Source organism: Rhizorhabdus sp. GW822-FHT03C02, assembly GCF_058801765.1.
The window spans coordinates 98,653-114,810 of the sequence record NZ_JBXANN010000009.1; the positions used below are offsets into that span (position 1 = coordinate 98,653).

General features: G+C 67.8%; 15 protein-coding genes. 8 read left to right on the plus strand and 7 right to left on the minus strand.

Translation table 11 applies throughout. From position 1 onward, the window contains the following. Nucleotides 1–19 precede the first annotated feature (19 nt). The 3 genes from AC1RM6_RS20820 to AC1RM6_RS20830 form a co-directional block, all read right to left on the minus strand. Nucleotides 20–676 carry a TetR/AcrR family transcriptional regulator gene (locus AC1RM6_RS20820; RefSeq protein ID WP_493104739.1) on the minus strand — a complete coding sequence of 219 codons (657 nt, stop codon included), beginning with the start codon at nucleotides 674–676 and terminating at the stop codon, nucleotides 20–22. Nucleotides 677–741: 65 nt separating this feature from the next. After that, nucleotides 742–2,601, minus strand: coding sequence for a bifunctional sugar phosphate isomerase/epimerase/4-hydroxyphenylpyruvate dioxygenase family protein (locus AC1RM6_RS20825; protein ID WP_493104741.1), 1,860 nt, complete (start codon nucleotides 2,599–2,601; stop codon nucleotides 742–744). A 17-nt stretch (nucleotides 2,602–2,618) separates the two neighbouring features. After that, on the minus strand, nucleotides 2,619–4,277 hold the full coding sequence (locus AC1RM6_RS20830; RefSeq protein WP_493104742.1) for a carboxylesterase/lipase family protein: 1,659 nt from the start codon (nucleotides 4,275–4,277) through the stop codon (nucleotides 2,619–2,621). Nucleotides 4,278–4,409: 132 nt separating this feature from the next. Between AC1RM6_RS20830 and AC1RM6_RS20835 the strand changes: the two genes are divergently transcribed. Next, on the plus strand, nucleotides 4,410–4,925 hold the full coding sequence (locus AC1RM6_RS20835; RefSeq protein WP_493104744.1) for a DUF3237 domain-containing protein: 516 nt from the start codon (nucleotides 4,410–4,412) through the stop codon (nucleotides 4,923–4,925). Nucleotides 4,926–4,949: 24 nt separating this feature from the next. Here the strand turns inward: AC1RM6_RS20835 and AC1RM6_RS20840 are convergent, their stop codons facing one another. Beyond that, nucleotides 4,950–5,393: a hypothetical protein gene (locus AC1RM6_RS20840; RefSeq protein WP_493104745.1), complete on the minus strand. Its 444-nt coding sequence runs from the start codon at nucleotides 5,391–5,393 to the stop codon at nucleotides 4,950–4,952. A gap of 240 nt (nucleotides 5,394–5,633) precedes the next feature. On the opposite strand from AC1RM6_RS20840, the gene AC1RM6_RS20845 reads away from it, so the two are divergent. Continuing rightward, nucleotides 5,634–5,969, plus strand: coding sequence for a UrcA family protein (locus AC1RM6_RS20845; RefSeq protein WP_493104747.1), 336 nt, complete (start codon nucleotides 5,634–5,636; stop codon nucleotides 5,967–5,969). A gap of 189 nt (nucleotides 5,970–6,158) precedes the next feature. Here AC1RM6_RS20845 and AC1RM6_RS20850 read toward each other — a convergent pair whose 3' ends face one another. The 3 genes from AC1RM6_RS20850 to AC1RM6_RS20860 all read right to left on the minus strand — a co-directional run bounded on the left by AC1RM6_RS20850 (nucleotide 6,159) and on the right by AC1RM6_RS20860 (nucleotide 8,630). Next, complete coding sequence (locus tag AC1RM6_RS20850; protein ID WP_493104749.1) at nucleotides 6,159–6,908, minus strand: glucose 1-dehydrogenase; 750 nt, start codon at nucleotides 6,906–6,908, stop codon at nucleotides 6,159–6,161. 115 nt (nucleotides 6,909–7,023) lie between these two features. Next, entirely contained in the window at nucleotides 7,024–7,929 is a 906-nt protein-coding gene (locus tag AC1RM6_RS20855) for a LysR family transcriptional regulator (protein ID WP_493104751.1), read from the minus strand. A 29-nt stretch (nucleotides 7,930–7,958) separates the two neighbouring features. After that, complete coding sequence (locus AC1RM6_RS20860) at nucleotides 7,959–8,630, minus strand: TetR/AcrR family transcriptional regulator (protein ID WP_493104753.1); 672 nt, start codon at nucleotides 8,628–8,630, stop codon at nucleotides 7,959–7,961. A 97-nt stretch (nucleotides 8,631–8,727) separates the two neighbouring features. Here AC1RM6_RS20860 and AC1RM6_RS20865 point away from each other — a divergent pair, with 97 nt between their 5' ends. From AC1RM6_RS20865 to AC1RM6_RS20890, 6 genes are all read left to right on the plus strand, one after another. Then, entirely contained in the window at nucleotides 8,728–10,437 is a 1,710-nt protein-coding gene (locus tag AC1RM6_RS20865) for a tannase/feruloyl esterase family alpha/beta hydrolase (protein WP_493104754.1), read from the plus strand. Between the two features lie 57 nt (nucleotides 10,438–10,494). Further along, complete coding sequence (locus AC1RM6_RS20870) at nucleotides 10,495–11,526, plus strand: poly(ethylene terephthalate) hydrolase family protein (RefSeq protein ID WP_493104756.1); 1,032 nt, start codon at nucleotides 10,495–10,497, stop codon at nucleotides 11,524–11,526. Between the two features lie 497 nt (nucleotides 11,527–12,023). Beyond that, nucleotides 12,024–12,821, plus strand: a complete 798-nt coding sequence (locus AC1RM6_RS20875; RefSeq protein WP_493104757.1) for an SDR family NAD(P)-dependent oxidoreductase — start codon at nucleotides 12,024–12,026, stop codon at nucleotides 12,819–12,821. Further along, nucleotides 12,818–14,110, plus strand: coding sequence for a sulfotransferase family protein (locus AC1RM6_RS20880; protein WP_493104759.1), 1,293 nt, complete (start codon nucleotides 12,818–12,820; stop codon nucleotides 14,108–14,110). The genes AC1RM6_RS20875 and AC1RM6_RS20880 overlap by 4 nt, the downstream gene beginning before the upstream one ends. Further along, a complete protein-coding gene (locus AC1RM6_RS20885; protein ID WP_493104760.1) occupies nucleotides 14,107–15,354 on the plus strand; it encodes an alkyl sulfatase dimerization domain-containing protein in 1,248 nt (415 codons plus the stop codon). The genes AC1RM6_RS20880 and AC1RM6_RS20885 overlap by 4 nt, the downstream gene beginning before the upstream one ends. Further along, complete coding sequence (locus AC1RM6_RS20890; RefSeq protein ID WP_493104761.1) at nucleotides 15,351–16,157, plus strand: sugar phosphate isomerase/epimerase family protein; 807 nt, start codon at nucleotides 15,351–15,353, stop codon at nucleotides 16,155–16,157. The genes AC1RM6_RS20885 and AC1RM6_RS20890 overlap by 4 nt, the downstream gene beginning before the upstream one ends. The last annotated feature ends 1 nt before the right edge of the window (nucleotide 16,158 follow it).

Sequence of the window (16,158 nt, forward strand, 5' to 3'; positions counted from 1 at the left end):
TGAGGCTGAATCTCCCGTCTTAACGCTTCCGGCTCGACGCCAGCACCACGTCGACCACCTGTTCGCGCCGCCGGGCGACCGCGTCGGGGGAGGTCATGTCGCAGCGGAAGATCTCGGAGAAGGTGTAGCGGTTCGAGACATTGTAGAAGCACAAGGCGCTGATCGTCATGTGCAGGCTGATCGGTTCGAGATCGTCGCGGAAGATGCCTTCGGCCTGGCCCTTGGCGATGATGTCGCCGAGCACCCGGATCACGCTCTCGTTGCGGTGCTTGATGCCGGCCACGTGCGAGATGTACGCGCCATGGTGGATATTCTCGTTCATCACCAGCCGCACGAATTCGGGATGGTCGTGGTGATAGTCGAAGGTCAGCCGGACATTGGCGCCGAGCGCCTCCTCGGCGCCCATCGCCTCGATCGGCATCGCGGTCTCGGTGTCGCGGATGCGGCTATAGGCGTCCTCGAGCACCGCCTGATACAGCCCTTCCTTGCCGCCGAAATGATAATAGATCATCCGCTTCGAGGTATTGGTTTGCTCGGCGATCTCGTCGATGCGGGCGCCGGCGAGGCCCTTGTCGGCGAATTCGCGCCGCGCGACCTCGAGGATGTCGTTGCGGCTGTTCTCGGCATCGATCGATCGCGTGCCGCGTTTTTCCGGCGTTATGGCTGAAGCGCTCAACAAGGCCTCCCGTGGGTTGCCTGCTTCTTATGCGGCGCGGACAGGGCAGGCAACATCGGCGCCGATCAGAAAGCCATATCGTCCTTGTAGCGCGCCTGCGCGGCCAGCCGCACCGGCGCGTTGGCGGCGCCATAGCCGTCATAGTCGCGCCGCTGGACCACTTCGAAGAACACCCGCTTGGCGAAGGCGCGCGAATAGAGCTGGAAATATTCGCCGCTGGCATCGCTGTCGTAGAGGATGCCCGCGGCCTCCATCCGGTCGAGCAGGTCGGGATCGAGCCCGAAGCGCGCGCCGAGATCCTCATAATAGTTGCGCGGGATCGGCAGCTGGTCGAGCCCGAGCGCGCGCAGCCGCGCGGCGGTGGCGAAGATGTCGTCGGTGGCGAAGGCGATATGCTGGACTCCGGCGCCGACATAGCCCTGGAGGAAACGCGCGGACAGCGTGCGCTGGCTCGCCGATCCGTTGAGGGTGAAGCGCACCGCGCCGCCCGGGGTCTCGATCGCCTGGCTTTCGACCAGCCCCTTGGGGTCGGCGATCTCGAGCGGCTGGGTCTTGTGCGCCTCGAGCAGGCTGGCGAAGAACAGCTGCCACGACAGGAATTCGTCATAGGCCATCGAGAAGGCGATATGGTCGACCCGCGACAAGCCGGCGCCTTCACCGGGCTCGGCGTCGACCGCGACGAACTCGTTCGCCCACATCGCGTCCTCGCCGGCCTGCTCGACCAGATAGAGGAGGCTGCCGCCGACCGAACGGATCGAGGGGATATCCATGTCGCCCGGGCTGATCGCCTGGCGGAACCGCTCCATGCCGAGCGCCTCGGCGCGGACCAGCGCGGCCTGGGCGTCGGGGACGGTAAGGCCGATCGCGCAGACCGAGGCGCCATGGACGAGGTCGTGGCTGTGCGCGAAGCCCTCGGCCTCGCTGTTGACGATCAGGTTGATCGCGCCATGGGTCCAGCGGGTGACCGCCTTGTGGCGGTGGCGGCCGGCGAGGGTGAACCCCAGCGCGGCGATGATCGCCGCGAGCTGCGCGCCTTCCTCCTCGTTGGCGGCGAACTCGATGAAGCTGACGCCTGTGGGGCGCAGCGGCGGCGGCAGCGTCGCTTCGCCGCGGCGACGGTCGGCGGCGTCGCCGAGCCAGACCAGCGAGCGATGGCCGTCGACCGCGATCTGGGTCGGGCTGCCGGTGCGGAAACGGTCGTTGAAGATCTCGAGCGACACCGGGCCCGTGTAGCCGCTCGCCATCAAGGTCGCATGATAGTCGACGATCGGCAGGTCGCCCTGGCCGGGGAAGTTGCGGAAATGGCGGCTCCACTGGAGCAGGTCCATGTCGAGCCGCGGCGCGTCGGCGAGCTGGAGCAGGAAGATGCGGTCGGGGTCGATCCCGGAGATGCTCGGGGTGGGGATGTTGCGCGCGAGCGAGTGGAAACTGTCGAGGATCAGCCCGAACGCCGGGTGGGCGGCGGTGCGGACGATGTCCCAGGCGTCGCGATGGTCGTTGACGTGTCGACCCCAGGCGAGCGCCTCATAGCCGATCCGCAAATTGCGCCGCGCGGCGCGCTCGCCGAGTTCCTGGAAGTCGGCGACGATCCGCGCGCGGTCGCCCGACGCCGCCGGCGAGATCGACGAGCAGACCAGCACCAGATCGGTGCCGAGCTGTTCCATCGTGTCGAACTTGCGCTCGGCGCGATCGAAGGTGCGCTGGCGCAGCGTGTCGGGCATCCCCTCGAAATCGCGGAACGGCTGATAGACGGTGCAGACCAGCCCGGCGTCGCGCACCATGCGGCCGATCGTCTCGGGCGAATTGGGCGAGGTGATCAGATCGTTCTCGAAGATCTCGACCCCGTCGAAGCCGGCACGGGCGATCGCCTGCAGCTTCTCCTCCAGCGTGCCGCTGAGCGACACCGTGGCAATGGACGTCAGCATCTCGTCAAGTCCTTCACTCAATCGCGGGGGAGGCCGGGGCGCGGCGCGAGCGGCTGGCGCGCGACCGGATGGGCGTCGAGCCAGTTCATCGTCCTGCTGTCGAAGCGTTCGACCCTGATCGGGGTGTCGAGCCGGATCACCGCTTCGCCTCTGGGCGTCCAGCGCGGCCAGAAGGCGCCGGGGTCGCCATCGGCGGCGAAGCCGATCAGCGCGTCGGCCATCTGCGCCGACAGCGCGCGGTCGGCGTCGGTCCAGGCGCGGGTCGGGCGCAGGCTGTTATAGGCGTCGAGGGTGCCGAGCCAGTAGGGGACGTCGGCGGTGTGATAGACCCCGATCGTCGCCGGGTCCTGATCGGCGAAGATCACCCCCGGCGCATAGGGATGTTTGTGCGCGAACAGGCCGATCCAGGCGGGCTGGCCGAGCTTTGCTGCGTCCTGCGCACATTGCCGGGCGGACAGTGCGAAGCCGGTGGCGCGGGCGGCGTCCTGCGCGGCGGTGCGGGCCTGCTTGTCGGAGCCGGCCGGGAACAGCTTGAGGAAGGCGGGGGCGTCCTTGCCGAACAGCCGATCGGCGGTGGCGCGATAGTCGGCGAGGGTGCGGACGGCGGCGAACGGGCTCATGCCGATGTCGATATCGTCGCGCGTATAGACCCCGATCACCGGCACCCGGTTCGGGGTGCCGGCGGCGGTCATCGCGGCGGGCTGGCCGGGCTGAACGAAGCCGTCGACGATCGGGCCGCCGATCCGCACGCCTTCGACATGCGCGCCGACCTGGCTCTCGCTCTGGACCGCGAGGATACGATCGGCGGGGATGTCGCGCATCGCCGCGAGCGAGCCGGCGCCGAGCCGTTTCTGGACCGCGAGCCCGATCGCCTCGGCCTCGGCGAGGGTCGGCTTGGGAGCGCGGACGTTGCAGCCGCTCGACATCACCGCGCTGCGGAACAGCCCCTTGGCCTGGGGGGCGTAGATCAGCGAAGCGACCGACGCGGCGCCCGCCGATTGGCCGATGATCGTCACCCGATCGGGATCGCCGCCGAAGCGCGCGACATTGGCGCGGACCCAGCGCAAGGCGGCGATCTGGTCCATCAGCCCGTAATTGCCCGAATGCCCGCCGGCCTCGCGGCTGAGCTCGGGATGCGCCATGAAGCCGAAGGCGCCGACCCGATAGTTGAAGTTGATCGCGACCGCGCCGCGCGCGGCGAGCGCGGCCCCGTCATAATTGGCCATGCCCGACGAGCCGATGGTGAAGCCGCCGCCATAGAGGAACACCACCACCGGGCGCTTCTTTCCGACGGCCTGCTCGCCACTTTTTTCTGGCGTCCACAGGTTGAGGGTCAGGCAATCCTCGGAGGTCGCCTCCTCGCCGAAATAATGGTTGATGTTGTGCGGGCGCAGCACCTGGATGCAGGCGGCGCCCTTGCGATCGGCGTTCCACACCCCGTCCCAATGGATCGGCTGCGGCGCCGCCCAGCGCAGCGCGCGCACCGGTGGCGCAGCGAACGGGATGCCGAGATAGGCGCGGACGCCGGCGGGTAGCTGGGTGCCGGCGATCCTGCCGCTGTCGGTTACGATCGGATCGCCGGCGATCGGCATCATCGCCGCGGCCTGGGCGAGTTGCGCGGCGGCGAGGCCGGCGATCGCGAGCAGCGAAAGCGCGCCTGTTCGGGTCCTGGTCATGATCGCTGCCTTCACCGTGCCGCTCCATCGCCTCCGGCTTTTTGCCGGCTGTCTATCCCTGTCTCTTTAATGTACGAAATAGTGCGTTCACGTCAATGGCGGAGCATTCGCATGGGAGAGGACAGGGTGGAGATGACCGACCGCAGGGGCTTTCTCGGGCTGGGGGCGCTGCTGATCGCGGGCGGCGCACAAGCCGCGGTCTTGCCTGATCCCGGCGAATTGCCGGGTGTCGAGTTCGCGTTCGCCGCCAAGGTGCTGCTCGAACCGACCCGCGAGATCGGCGCGACCCCTTATGGCATCCGCCGCCGGGTGCCGATCGTCGGCGGCAGCTTCGAGGGACCGCGGATCAGGGGCGTCGTGTTGCCCGGCGGCGCCGACTGGCAGTTGCAGCGCGCCGACGACATCACCGTGATCGAGGCCGACTATATGATCCGCGCCGACGACGGCGCCGAGATCCACGTCTATAATCGCGGCCTGTCGAACAGCCGGGTGAAGGGCGCGCCGCGCCGCTATCTGCGCACCGTGCCGCAATTCGAGGCGCCGGCGGGACCGCATGACTGGCTCAACCAGTCGATCTTCCTCGGCACGATCACCCCGCTGAAGGAAACGCGGCCGGCGGTGCTGATCCGGGTGTTCCGGGTGGCGTGAGGGAGTGGTGCGACGCGCGACCGGCTATTCGAACCGGCGCATTCCGCCGGAATATTGGCCATCGATTTCGATATATGCATCGAATCCAAATGAAACGTGGGCTTTGACGCAGGTGACCAGCTTCCGATCGTTGCTCGAACTGGACATGAACACTCTTTCTGGTGTGTCGCGTATCCCACCTGCAATGCTGAACTCGCGCCGGCCGCAGGCATGTAAGGCAGCCATGAGCGAGGCGGCATCGGGGCCTTGCCAATCTTTGGACGTGCCTTGAATTTTGGGTGGCTCATAAGCTGTGCCGCCGGCAAGAGACAATACCAACTCGACCTTATGCGGCTTCGTTTTAGGCTCGCTGCCGCACGCAGAGAAAAGCAGGCAAATCGAGATGGTGGGGATCGTTGCGATATTTCTCACGGGGCGATGATCGCCGCCCAAAGATCCTTTGGCAACCGAGCGATATGTGAGCCTCATGCCTCGTTATAAATTCGGTGACAGTGCACTTTTAGCGACAGCTCTCGCTAAAAGTGCACTGTCACCGAATTAACTGCCGTTCGTCGTCGCGAACCCGCCGTTGGTCGCGCGGCATGGCGTTGGTGGAAGCGCGGCAAAGGCTGGTCGAAGGGCGAATGCGGGGCCGGCGGCGCGGGCGTAGAGGCTTTTTCAACGGCGGCGATCAGCGCCGCAGACAAGGTCTTTTCCAAGGAGTTCGCCATGATCCGCTCTTCGATCGTCGCCGCCTTCACGCTCATGTCCGCGGCGCTGTCCGCGCCGGTCTTCGCCCAGGACCTGCCGCGCGCCGAGATCCGCTATGATGACCTCGCGCTCGCGACCCCGCAGGGCGCCGGGCGGCTGGAGGCGCGCATCAAGCGCGCCGCGCGTCGGGTGTGCGGGGTGGACGGCGTCGCGGATCTGAGCGGCCGGGTGGCGGCGCTCAAATGCGCCGATGCGGCGGTGGCGAATGCCGCGCCGCAGGTCGTGCTGGCGGTGGCCAGCGCCCGCGATATGCAGCAGGCGGACAATGGCCGGGCGGCCGCGGCGGTGCATTGATAGTTGCAAGATCCTCCCTGCGCGTAGCGTGGGGAGGGGGACCAGCGAAGCTGGTGGAGGGGGTCTCCGACTGTGAGGCCATGGCGATCGTCGCCGTTTTGCATCACCCCTCCACCATCCTGCGGATGGTCCCCCTCCCCAAAGCTGCGCTTTAGGGAGGATCTGCAGGGCTCGATCTGAATGGCCAAGTCACACCTGCGCCGACCCGCCATCGACCGTCAGCTCGATACCCGTGACATAGCCGGCATCGTCGCTCGCGAGGAACAGTGCGACCTTGGCGATGTCGTCGCCGGTGCCCATCCGGTCCATCGGGATCTGGGTCTGCGACCGGGCCTTGACCTCGGCGATCATCTCCTCGCTCATGCCGATCTTGCGCATGATGTCGGTGTCGATGAAGCCCGGCGCGAGCGCGTTGACGCGGATGCCGCCGGGGCTCAGTTCGGCGGTCAGCGTGCGCGCCAGCGAGCGCAGCGCCGCCTTGGTCGCGGCATAGACCGCGAAGCCGGGAAAGCCCTTCGACGCCTGGATCGAGGTGTTGAGGATCACCGATCCGCCCGCCGGCATCAGCGGCACCAGCTTCTGCACGGTGAAGAAGCTGCCCTTGAGGTTGGTGTCGACGGTGATATCATAATCCTCCTCGCTCACCTCGCCGAACGGACCCGGCCGGGCGCCGCCGGCATTGGCGAACAGGATATCGACGCGGCCATGCTTTGCCGCGACGAACGCCCGCAGCGCGTCGATGTCGGCCATGTTCGAAATGTCGCCGCGCAAGGCGTCGACATCATGGCCGATCGCCGCGACCGCCGCGTCGAGCGCCGCCTGGTCGCGGCCGGTGATCACGACCTTCGCACCCTCGCGGACGAACAGTTTCGCCGTCGCGAGACCCATGCCCGTGCTGCCGCCGGTGATGACGGCGATCTTTCCATCCAGTTTGCTCATATGATCTTCGCTCCATGATCGGCTGCCGATGCAGCGCGTGGCGGCGAATTGGTCATGCTGAGGCGGGCGCCGTAGACCGTTGGCGCGACTAGCATCTATTCCTGTCAGGAATGGATCAGGTCAGCCGCAGGCTCGGTTCGGTCGCACACATCTCCGCGAGGAAGTCGATGAACAGCCGCAGCCGCTGCGGCATTTTCCGTCCGCCGGGAGAGACCGCCTGGATCGGCTGCGGATCGGGGGCGGAGTCGGCGAGGATCGCGACGACCGTGCCGGCCGCAAGGTCGGCCTCGAACAGGGCGGTCGAGTCATGGGCGATGCCGAGCCCGGCGAGCACCGCCGCGCGGACATTCTCGGCATCGTTGACGGTGATCCGGCCGGCCGGATCGAACGCGACGGCGCCGTCCTTGCCGTTGAACCGCCAGGCGAGCGGCGCGCCGTGGAGCCGGACTGCGATCAGCGCGTGATCGCGCAGCGCGGCCGGATCGGCGGGGATGCCGTGGCGCGCCAGATAGTCGGGGGTGGCGACGGTGCTCGTCGGCAGGCTGCCGATCCGGCGCACGGCCAGGCGCGAATCGTCGAGTGCGCCGATCCGCAGCGCGACGTCGATCCCCTCGCCGATCAGGTCGACCCGCCGCTCGGACACCGACAGTTCGACCGCGATGTCGGGATAGGCGGCGAGGAAGGCGGGCAGGCGCGGGACGATGTAGCGGGGGCCGAGCGCGGGCGGGATCGCCGCCCGGATCGTGCCGGTCGGGCTGAGGCTGCCGCGGCCGATCCGGCTCTCGCCGTCGTCGAGATCGGCGAGGATCCGCACCGCCAGATCGTAGAATTCGTGACCCGCTGCGGTGGGGTGGAGTCCGCGCGAGCTGCGGTTGAGCAGCGATGCACCCAGCCGCGCCTCGAGCGCCGCGATCTGCTTGCTGACCGCGGGCTGGCCGATACCGAGATCGCGCGCCGCCCGGGTGAAGCTGCCGCTGTCGACGACGCGGACGAACAGTTGCAGGGTCGAGAACCGGTCCATCGCGCATCATTCCTGTGGGGAATGAAGGATTATGCTGGCACCGCGCCACCGGCAAGCGCATCGCCGCCGCCATCGGCGATCCGCAGCCATCCGCCGATGAAGATCTCGACGCCGACGCGCAGCGCCTCGCGTCGCCGCGCCTGGTCCGATCCGCCGTCCGGGCCGACGAAATTGTCGCCGAGGAAGCCTTGGGCAACCGAGATCATCGTTCGCACCGCATAATATATGGTCTCGTGCGGGGTGCCCGGGAGCAGCCCGGAGAAGAGCGCGACCAGCCGGCGCATGCGCGGTTCGAGCAGGGTCTGGATGAGGCCGCGTTCGCCGTGGCGGGGATCGGCGATCTCGCGGTTCATGATCGTGAGGAAGGCGAGGTCGCGCGCGCTCGACTCGGTCGCGGCGGGGGGCAGGAAGAAGCTTTCGACCAGCGCGCGGATATTGGCCGCGAGCGGCGCCTGCGGATCGATCCGGTCGCCGGGGTCGCCGGCCCCGGCATCGCCATGCGCCAATGCCCGTTCCCACACAGTGCGGTAGATGTCCTGCTTCGACCCGAAATGATAATGGAGCAGGGCAAGCTGCCCCTCATAGCCGGCCTCGGCGACGATCGCGCGCATCGAGGTGCCGTCGAAACCCTTGGCCGCGAACAGCCGCTCGGCGGCGTCGAGCAGCCGGACCTTGGTGGGATGCATGTCGTCGTCGTCCATGGTCGAGCCCTTAGGCGATGCGATGGGGTCTTCCCAGTGTCGCGACTGTTTATTAGACGACTGATAAACGAGTCGAGTCCGTCAGGGGAAAAAGATCATGATGCATGTGCTGCCCGCCCTTTTGTCCGCCGCGGTAGCGGGAACGCTGCCGGCCGGCGCGCCGGCGACGGCAGGTGCCGCGCCGGTCGGCTGTACCGCGATGAAGGGGTTCGAGGCCGGCACGCTGGTCGTCACCCAGGCCGAGGCGGTGGCGGCCGGGCCCGCGCCGGTCGACATGGCCAACCCCAACGGCATGGCCAAGGCGCCGCCGCTGCTGCCCGCGCATTGCCGGATCGCCGCCGAGATCGATCGCCGGGTCGGCGCCGGCGGCAAGCCCTATGCGATCCGCATCGAGCTCAGGGTGCCCAACGACTGGAACGGCCGCTTCCTCTATCAGGGCGGGGGCGGGCTCAACGGCGTGGTGATGGCGGCGATCGGCCAGAATATCAGCCATGGCGCCTCGGCCCCGCCGGCGCTGGCGCGCGGCTTCGCGGTGGTGTCGACCGACAGCGGCCATGTCGGCACCAACCCCGCCGACACCGGCTTCGCCGCCGACCAGCAGGCGCGGCTCGATTATGGCTATGCCGCGATCGGCAAGGTGAGCGCGGCGTCGAAGCTGCTGCTCCGCCGCCTGACCGGCAAGGCGCCCGACCATAGCTATTTCGAGGGTTGCTCGAATGGCGGGCGCGAGGCGATGATGGCGGCGCAGCGCTTTCCCTATGAATTCGACGGGGTGATCGCGGGCAATCCGGCGTTCGAGATCAGCAAGGCGGCGGTGCTCGGCTATTATTCGGGCCGGGTCTATGACGCGGCGGCGAAGGCGGCGGGGGTTCACACCCCGGCGCTGTTCACCCCGGCCGATGGCGCGGTGCTGCGCAAGGCGGTGCTCGATGCCTGCGACGGTCTCGATGGCGCCAGGGACGGGCTGGTCTTCGCGCATGGCGCCTGCAAGGTCGACATCGCCGCGCTCGCCTGCAAGCCGGGACAGGCCGGCAACTGCCTGGCGCCGGCCAAGGCCGAGGCGGTGGTGCGCGCGTTTCGCGGGCCGGTGAGCAAGGCGGGCGAGCCGCTGGTCGGTTCGTGGATACTCGACGCCGGCAGCTTCACCCCCGACTGGCTGATCTGGCAGACCGGGCTGCAGACCCCGATGGGCGAGGTCACCATCCTGCGCCAGCTGGTGCGGATGTCGCTGCTCGATGTGTTCGCGCGGCCGCGCCCGGCCGGCGAGCCCGGGCTTGGCGCCGGCGAGATGGCGGGGCTGATCGCCTCGACCCGCGACAGCGCCGCGATCACCGACGCGACCTCGACCCAGTTGAGCAGCTTCGCCGCGCGCGGCGGCAAGATGATGCTGGTCACCGGTTGGTCCGACCCGATCTTCAGCCCGCCGCGGCTGGTCGACTGGTATCGTGGGCTGACCGCCGACATGAAGGCCGCCGACGCGGTCGATGCGGCGGGCTTCGCACGGCTGTTCCTGGTGCCGGGGATGGCGCATTGCGGCGGCGGCACCGGGCTCGACGATTTCGACGCGCTGACGCCGATGGTCGACTGGGTCGAAAAGAAGATCGCGCCCGACGCATTCATTGCCGTCCAGAGTCCCGGACCGGGGCCAGCCGGCGGGGCGGGCCAGGGCGGCGGCGCAGGCCAGGGCGGAGCGGCCAGGGTGTCGCGACCGATCTGCGCCTGGCCGAAGATCGCGACCTATACGGGCAAGGGCGATCCGGCCGATCGGGCGAGCTTTGCGTGCAGCGCCGAGCCGGCGTCGCGATAATGCCATCCTCCGGGCGCCGCACCATGGCGGCGCCCGGACATCATCGGGAGTTCCGCCATGAGCCGGCACATCCTTCCTGGCATCCGGCTTCACACCATCCGGGCCTTACCGGCGATCGGCCTGTTCGTCGCGACGATGACGTCGACGGCGACGCCTGCCCAGAATGGCGGGCCGCCGGCGATGCCGTCGCCCGAATTCATCGCGCAGATGCGCGCCGAACAAGCGCGGTTCAACGCGATGCCCGACACCCCGGGCACCGGCCGTTTCACGCCGATGAAGGAGGCGGTGGCGTCGTTGCCCGGCCATGTGATCTATCGCCCGGCCGACCTGTCGAAGGTCGGCGCACACGCGTTGGGCATCGTCGTGTGGGGCAATGGCGGCTGCTCGTCGGATGCGGCAGGCGGGCGGTTGCACCTGCTGCAGATCGCGTCGCATGGCTATATCGCGATCGCGCCGGGGGCGCTCAAGAGCGGGCCCGGGGCGCCGCCGCAACCGCCGATGCCGATGCCGAAGCCCGGCGCGCCGATGGGCCTGCCGCCGGCCGAGACGGCGGCCGAACAGGTCGCCGCCGGCATCGATTGGGCGATCGCCCAGAACGGCCAGCCCGGCAGCCCCTATTTCGGCAAGATCGACACCAAAGCGGTGGCGGCGTCGGGATGGAGCTGCGGCGGGATCCAGGCGCTCAAGGTCGCGACATCGGATCCGCGCGTCCGGGCGGTGGTCATCCACAATAGCGGGATCTTCAATGGCCCGAGCGCGATGAAGGACATGGATATCGGCAAGGCCGCGCTCGATCGGTTGCACACGCCGATCCTCTATATTCTCGGCGGACCGCGTGACATCGCTTATGCCAACGGCATGGACGATTATGCGCGGATCACCAGGGTGCCCGCGGTCGTCGCCAGCCTCGACAAGGGGCATGGCGGTACCTTCTCGGAACCTAATGGCGGCCTTGCGGCGCTTGCGGCGGTGGCGTGGCTCGACTGGCAGTTGAAGCGCGATGCCAAGGCCGCGCACTGGTTCACCGGCCGCGACTGCGTAATGTGCACCGACAAGGCCTGGACGATCGCGCGCAAGGGCATCGAATAACCTTATCCGACATGCGGAGATGAGCGACGGCGTTGATGCGACGCGACCATATCTAGCTGAGTAGCGCGGGCGGGAGCCCCGAGCGGCCGGTACGACATATCCTGGCGCGAAGAGGACGGCGAGTCCGCGTCCGGTCGCCGCACGTCGGCGATCATGCTGCGCGAGACGCCGAGCCTGGCGATCAGCCTATCCTCGCCACCCAACAACGCGCCCTCGTCATTCTCGAGGATGACAGCGTGCAACCGGGCGGCGGCCGTTTGGATAGGGCGCCAGCTTGGTGCTGGTCCACCAGATGAGGCTACTCTGGCTCGAAGGACGCCGAACCGGCCTGCCCCGAAGAGGCGCCGGTCCGATGCGAAATGTCAGGAAAATCAACTGATTAGCATAAGAGTGAACGTTATCGCTAGATAGCCTTGAACATTCTGCAAATGTGGCTCAATAAAGGGCACAGTTTAGAAAGAATGGAGAGGGGTGCGATGGCGCATGCGGCGTGGGATATGAGCGGCAAGGTCGTGCTGATCACCGGCGGAAACGCCGGAATCGGTCTGGGCTTCGCGAGGGGAATCGCCCAGGCGGGCGGCGATCTGGTGATCTGGGGGCGGCGCGTCGAGCAGAACGAGGCGGCGGCGGCAAGCTTGCGCGACCATGGCGTGAAGGTGCTCGCGCAGGCGGTCGACGTGTCCGACGAGGCGGCGGTGATCCGTGGCATGGCGGAGGCAGTCGCGGCGATGGGGCGGGTCGACGGCGTGATCGCCAATGCCGGGATCATGGCGCACGAGGGATCGTTCATCGACATGACCGGCGAGGCCTATCACCGGCTGCTGAGCATCAACCAGCATGGCGCCTTCTACGTCGCGCGCGAGGGTGCCCGGCACATGAAGGCGCGTTTCGATGCCGGCGATCCGGGCGGATCGATCCTGTTCTGCGCCAGCCTGTCGGCGGTGACCGGATCGATCGGGATGCAGCATTACAACGCCGCCAAGGGGGCGATGGCGTCGATGGCACGGGGGATCGCGGTCGACATGGGGCGCTATGGCATCCGCGCCAACACGGTCTGCCCCGGCTACACGATCAGCGAGACCGTGGTCGACCAGGGACCGGAGTCGGTGCTGGGCCGGCAGGTGCGCGAACGCACCCCGATCGGCCGCTTCGGCACCGCCGAGGATTTCGAGGGGATCGGCGTCTATTTCATGAGCGATGCCTCGCGCTATCACACCGGCGACCTGGTGAAGGTCGACGGCGGCTGGATGGCCAATGCCGGCAAGGCCAATCTCGCCACGGCGCGCCGCGGATGAGCGGGATCGGCGAGATGCACCGCGAGACGGTGCAGGCGAAGACGTTCAGGGTCGATGGCTTTCGCGAGCCGACGCTGCCGGCCGAACGCCGCGCGGCGCTCGAGGCGGGGGAGCGCGAACCGCTCGACATGTCGGTCGAGGCGGTCCTGGCGGCGGCGCGCGACCGGACCGGGCTCGACGATTTCGGGTCGATGGATTTCGTCGAGCGGCTGGGCCTGTTGCTCGGCGAGGTCGAGGCCGACGCCAATCTGTGGCGGGCGGCCAAGCGGACCTTCGTCGGATCCTGCGTGAAGGCGGCGTCCAACCGCCTGAAGAACCGCGACTTCCTCAAGCATGCCCCGGGTATCGCCGACGTCGTGATCGACCGGCCGATCATCATCGTCGGCCTGCCGCGATCGGGCACGACCCATCTCGAAAACCTGATCGCCGCCGATCACCGGCTGCGTTACCTGCCGGTCTATCTGGGATCCGAAGCGGTACCGACACCGGGCGAGCGGGCCGGCGCCGATGGCATCGATCCGCGCTGGCGCCGGTCGAACGACCATTGGCAGAAGATGAAGGCCAACCCGATCATGGCGGCGATGCACGAGCATTCGCCCGACCATGCCTGCGGCGAGAACGAGCTGCAGATGCCCGATTTCGCGACCTATCAATGGGAATGGATGGCTGAGGTGCCGCGCTGGCGCGACCATTATCTGTCGCACGACCAGACCCCGCATTATCGCTATGGCCGCACGATGCTGCAGGCGATCGCCTGGCAATTCCCCGACGATCGCCGCTGGATCATGAAGGGCAACCAGCATAGCGAGCAATTGCCCGCGCTGAACCGGGTCTATCCCGATGGGGTCTTCGTCCAGACCCATCGCGATCCGCTGGCGCTGCTCCAGTCGGTGCTGACGATGCGTGGCCTGTCGGTGCTCGCCAACCAGAAGCGGCCCGACATCGCCGGCCATGTCGCCTATTGGGTCGACCGGATCGAGCGGATGCTGCGCGCCTATATGCGCGACATGGACGTGATCCCCGCCGAGCGGCGGATCGACCTGATGTTCCAGGAGGTGATCGCCGACGATATCGGCACCGCCCAGCGCGTGCTCGAGGCGGCGGGTCTGCCGTCGACCGGCGAGAGCGTCGCCGAGATGCGCGCCTATATGGACGGCCATCCGCGCGGCAGGGACGGCCGGGTGATCTACGACCTCGCCGGCGACTTCAATCTCGATCTCGGCGCACTGCGCGAGCGGTTCGCCTTCTACACCGATCATTTTCCGGTCCGCCACGAGGTGAAACCATGAGCGATCTCAAACAGCCGCTGAACGCCCTGATCGTCGGGGCGGGCGACGGACGGCAGGATGCGGTGGCGATCGGCGACGGCATCTTCATGTCGCGCGACGTGTCCAACCTCTACCGGATCGTCACCCCCGCCGGCGACGTCCAGATCAACACCGGCATCATCTTCAACGCCGAGGAGAATCTGCGCCGGATGACCGCGGCCAGCGCCAATCCGGTCGCCAAGATCATCTTCACCCAGAGCCATGAGGACCATATCGGCGGCTGGACCCGCTTCGACGCGCCGGGCGTCGAGACGATCGCCCAGGCCAATTTCGGCCATGTCCGAGGCTATTTCCAGGACAAGGGGCTCGGCGCCGCGATGAGCCGGCGGTCGCGGCATCTGTGGAAGCGCGACGTCAGGCAGACCATCACCGAACGTCCGGAGCCGGTCATCACCACCAGCTTCCACGACCAATATCGGTTCGAACTCGGCGGCCGGCGCTTCGAACTCTATTCGGTTCCGGGCGGCGAAACGCTCGACTCGCTGCTCGTGTGGATGCCCGACGAGCGCATATTGTTCACCGGCAACATGACCGGGCCGTTGTTCGGCCATGTCCCCAATCTCTACACGCTGCGCGGCGACAAGATCCGCTATGTCCAGTGGTTCATCGACGGCGTCCAGCGGGCGATCGATCTGGCCCCCGAACTGCTCGTGACCGGACATGGCGACCCGATCAGCGGCGGCGAGGAGATCCGTCGCCGGCTGACCCGGATCCGCGACGCGGCGCAATATCTCAAGGACCGCACCTTCGAGGGGATGAACGCCGGGGTCGATCTGTGGACGCTGATGGGCAGCGTCAAACTGCCGCCCGAACTCGACATCCCGCAGGGCCATGGCAAGGTGCCGTGGATCGTGCGCGCGATCTGGGAGGAGCATCTCGGCTGGTTCCGCTATGAATCGACCACCGAACTCTACGATGTGCCGCCGCGCGCGGTGTCGCCCGACCTCGTCGAACTCGCCGGCGGCACCGCCCCGGTCGTCGCCCGGGCACGGCGCCATCTCGACCAGGGTCGCCCGCTCGAAGCGATGCATCTGGCCGAGGCGGCGCTGGCGGCCGATCCGGACTGCGCCGACGCGACCCGCGTCAAGCTGGCGGCGACCGAGATGCTGCTCGACCGGTCGGGTCGCGACAATTTCAGCGAGGTTCGCTGGCTCGAAAGCGAAATCGCGGCGATGCGCGCGGTGCTGGAGGGGACCGCACGATGATCCATCCGCGGCTGTCGGTCGATGCCATGTGCTCCTTCACCTGGTCGTTCGAACAGGATCTGGCGCTGTGGTCCGACATGGGGGTGCGCCACGCCGGATTGCTGACCCCCAAGCTTGGCGACGATCCCGATGCGCGAATGGCCGACCTGACCGCGGCGGGCATCGGCTGCAGCACGCTGATCACCGAATCCTTCGAATTGCGGGACCCGGACGGCTGGGAACGGACCCGCGCGGTCCATCGCCGCGCGATCGATCTGGTCGCGCGCCATGGCGGACATTCGGTCTATTTCACGCCCGGTCGCACGACCTGCCTTTCATGGCGGGAGGATCTCGACCGGCTGGCGGACGCGGTCGCACCCACGGTCGCTCATGCGCGCGAACGCGGCGTGCTCGTGGCGATCGAGCCGTCGATCCGGACCAGCGTTTCGTTCGTCAACACGCTGCGCGATGCGATCGATGTCGCCGAACGGACCGGAATCCATCTCGTCGCCGACTTCGGCAATATGTGGATGGAGCGCGATTTTCGCGAAACGCTGGCGCGGGCGATGCCGCATGTCGCGCTGATGCAGATCGGCGACGTCGTGATCGGTTCGACCGGGCGACCGGCGCCGGGTGGGCGGGCCCATATCGGCGAGGGCGAACTGCCGCTGCGGCGGATGATGCAGGACGTGCTCGATGCCGGCTATGCCGGGGTCTTCGATCTCGAGGTCGTCGGCGCGAATTTCGCCGGCGGGTGCGACGAGCCGAGCCTGCGCCGCGGTATCGCGGCGGCGTCGGCGCTGCTCGACGACATGCGGATATAAC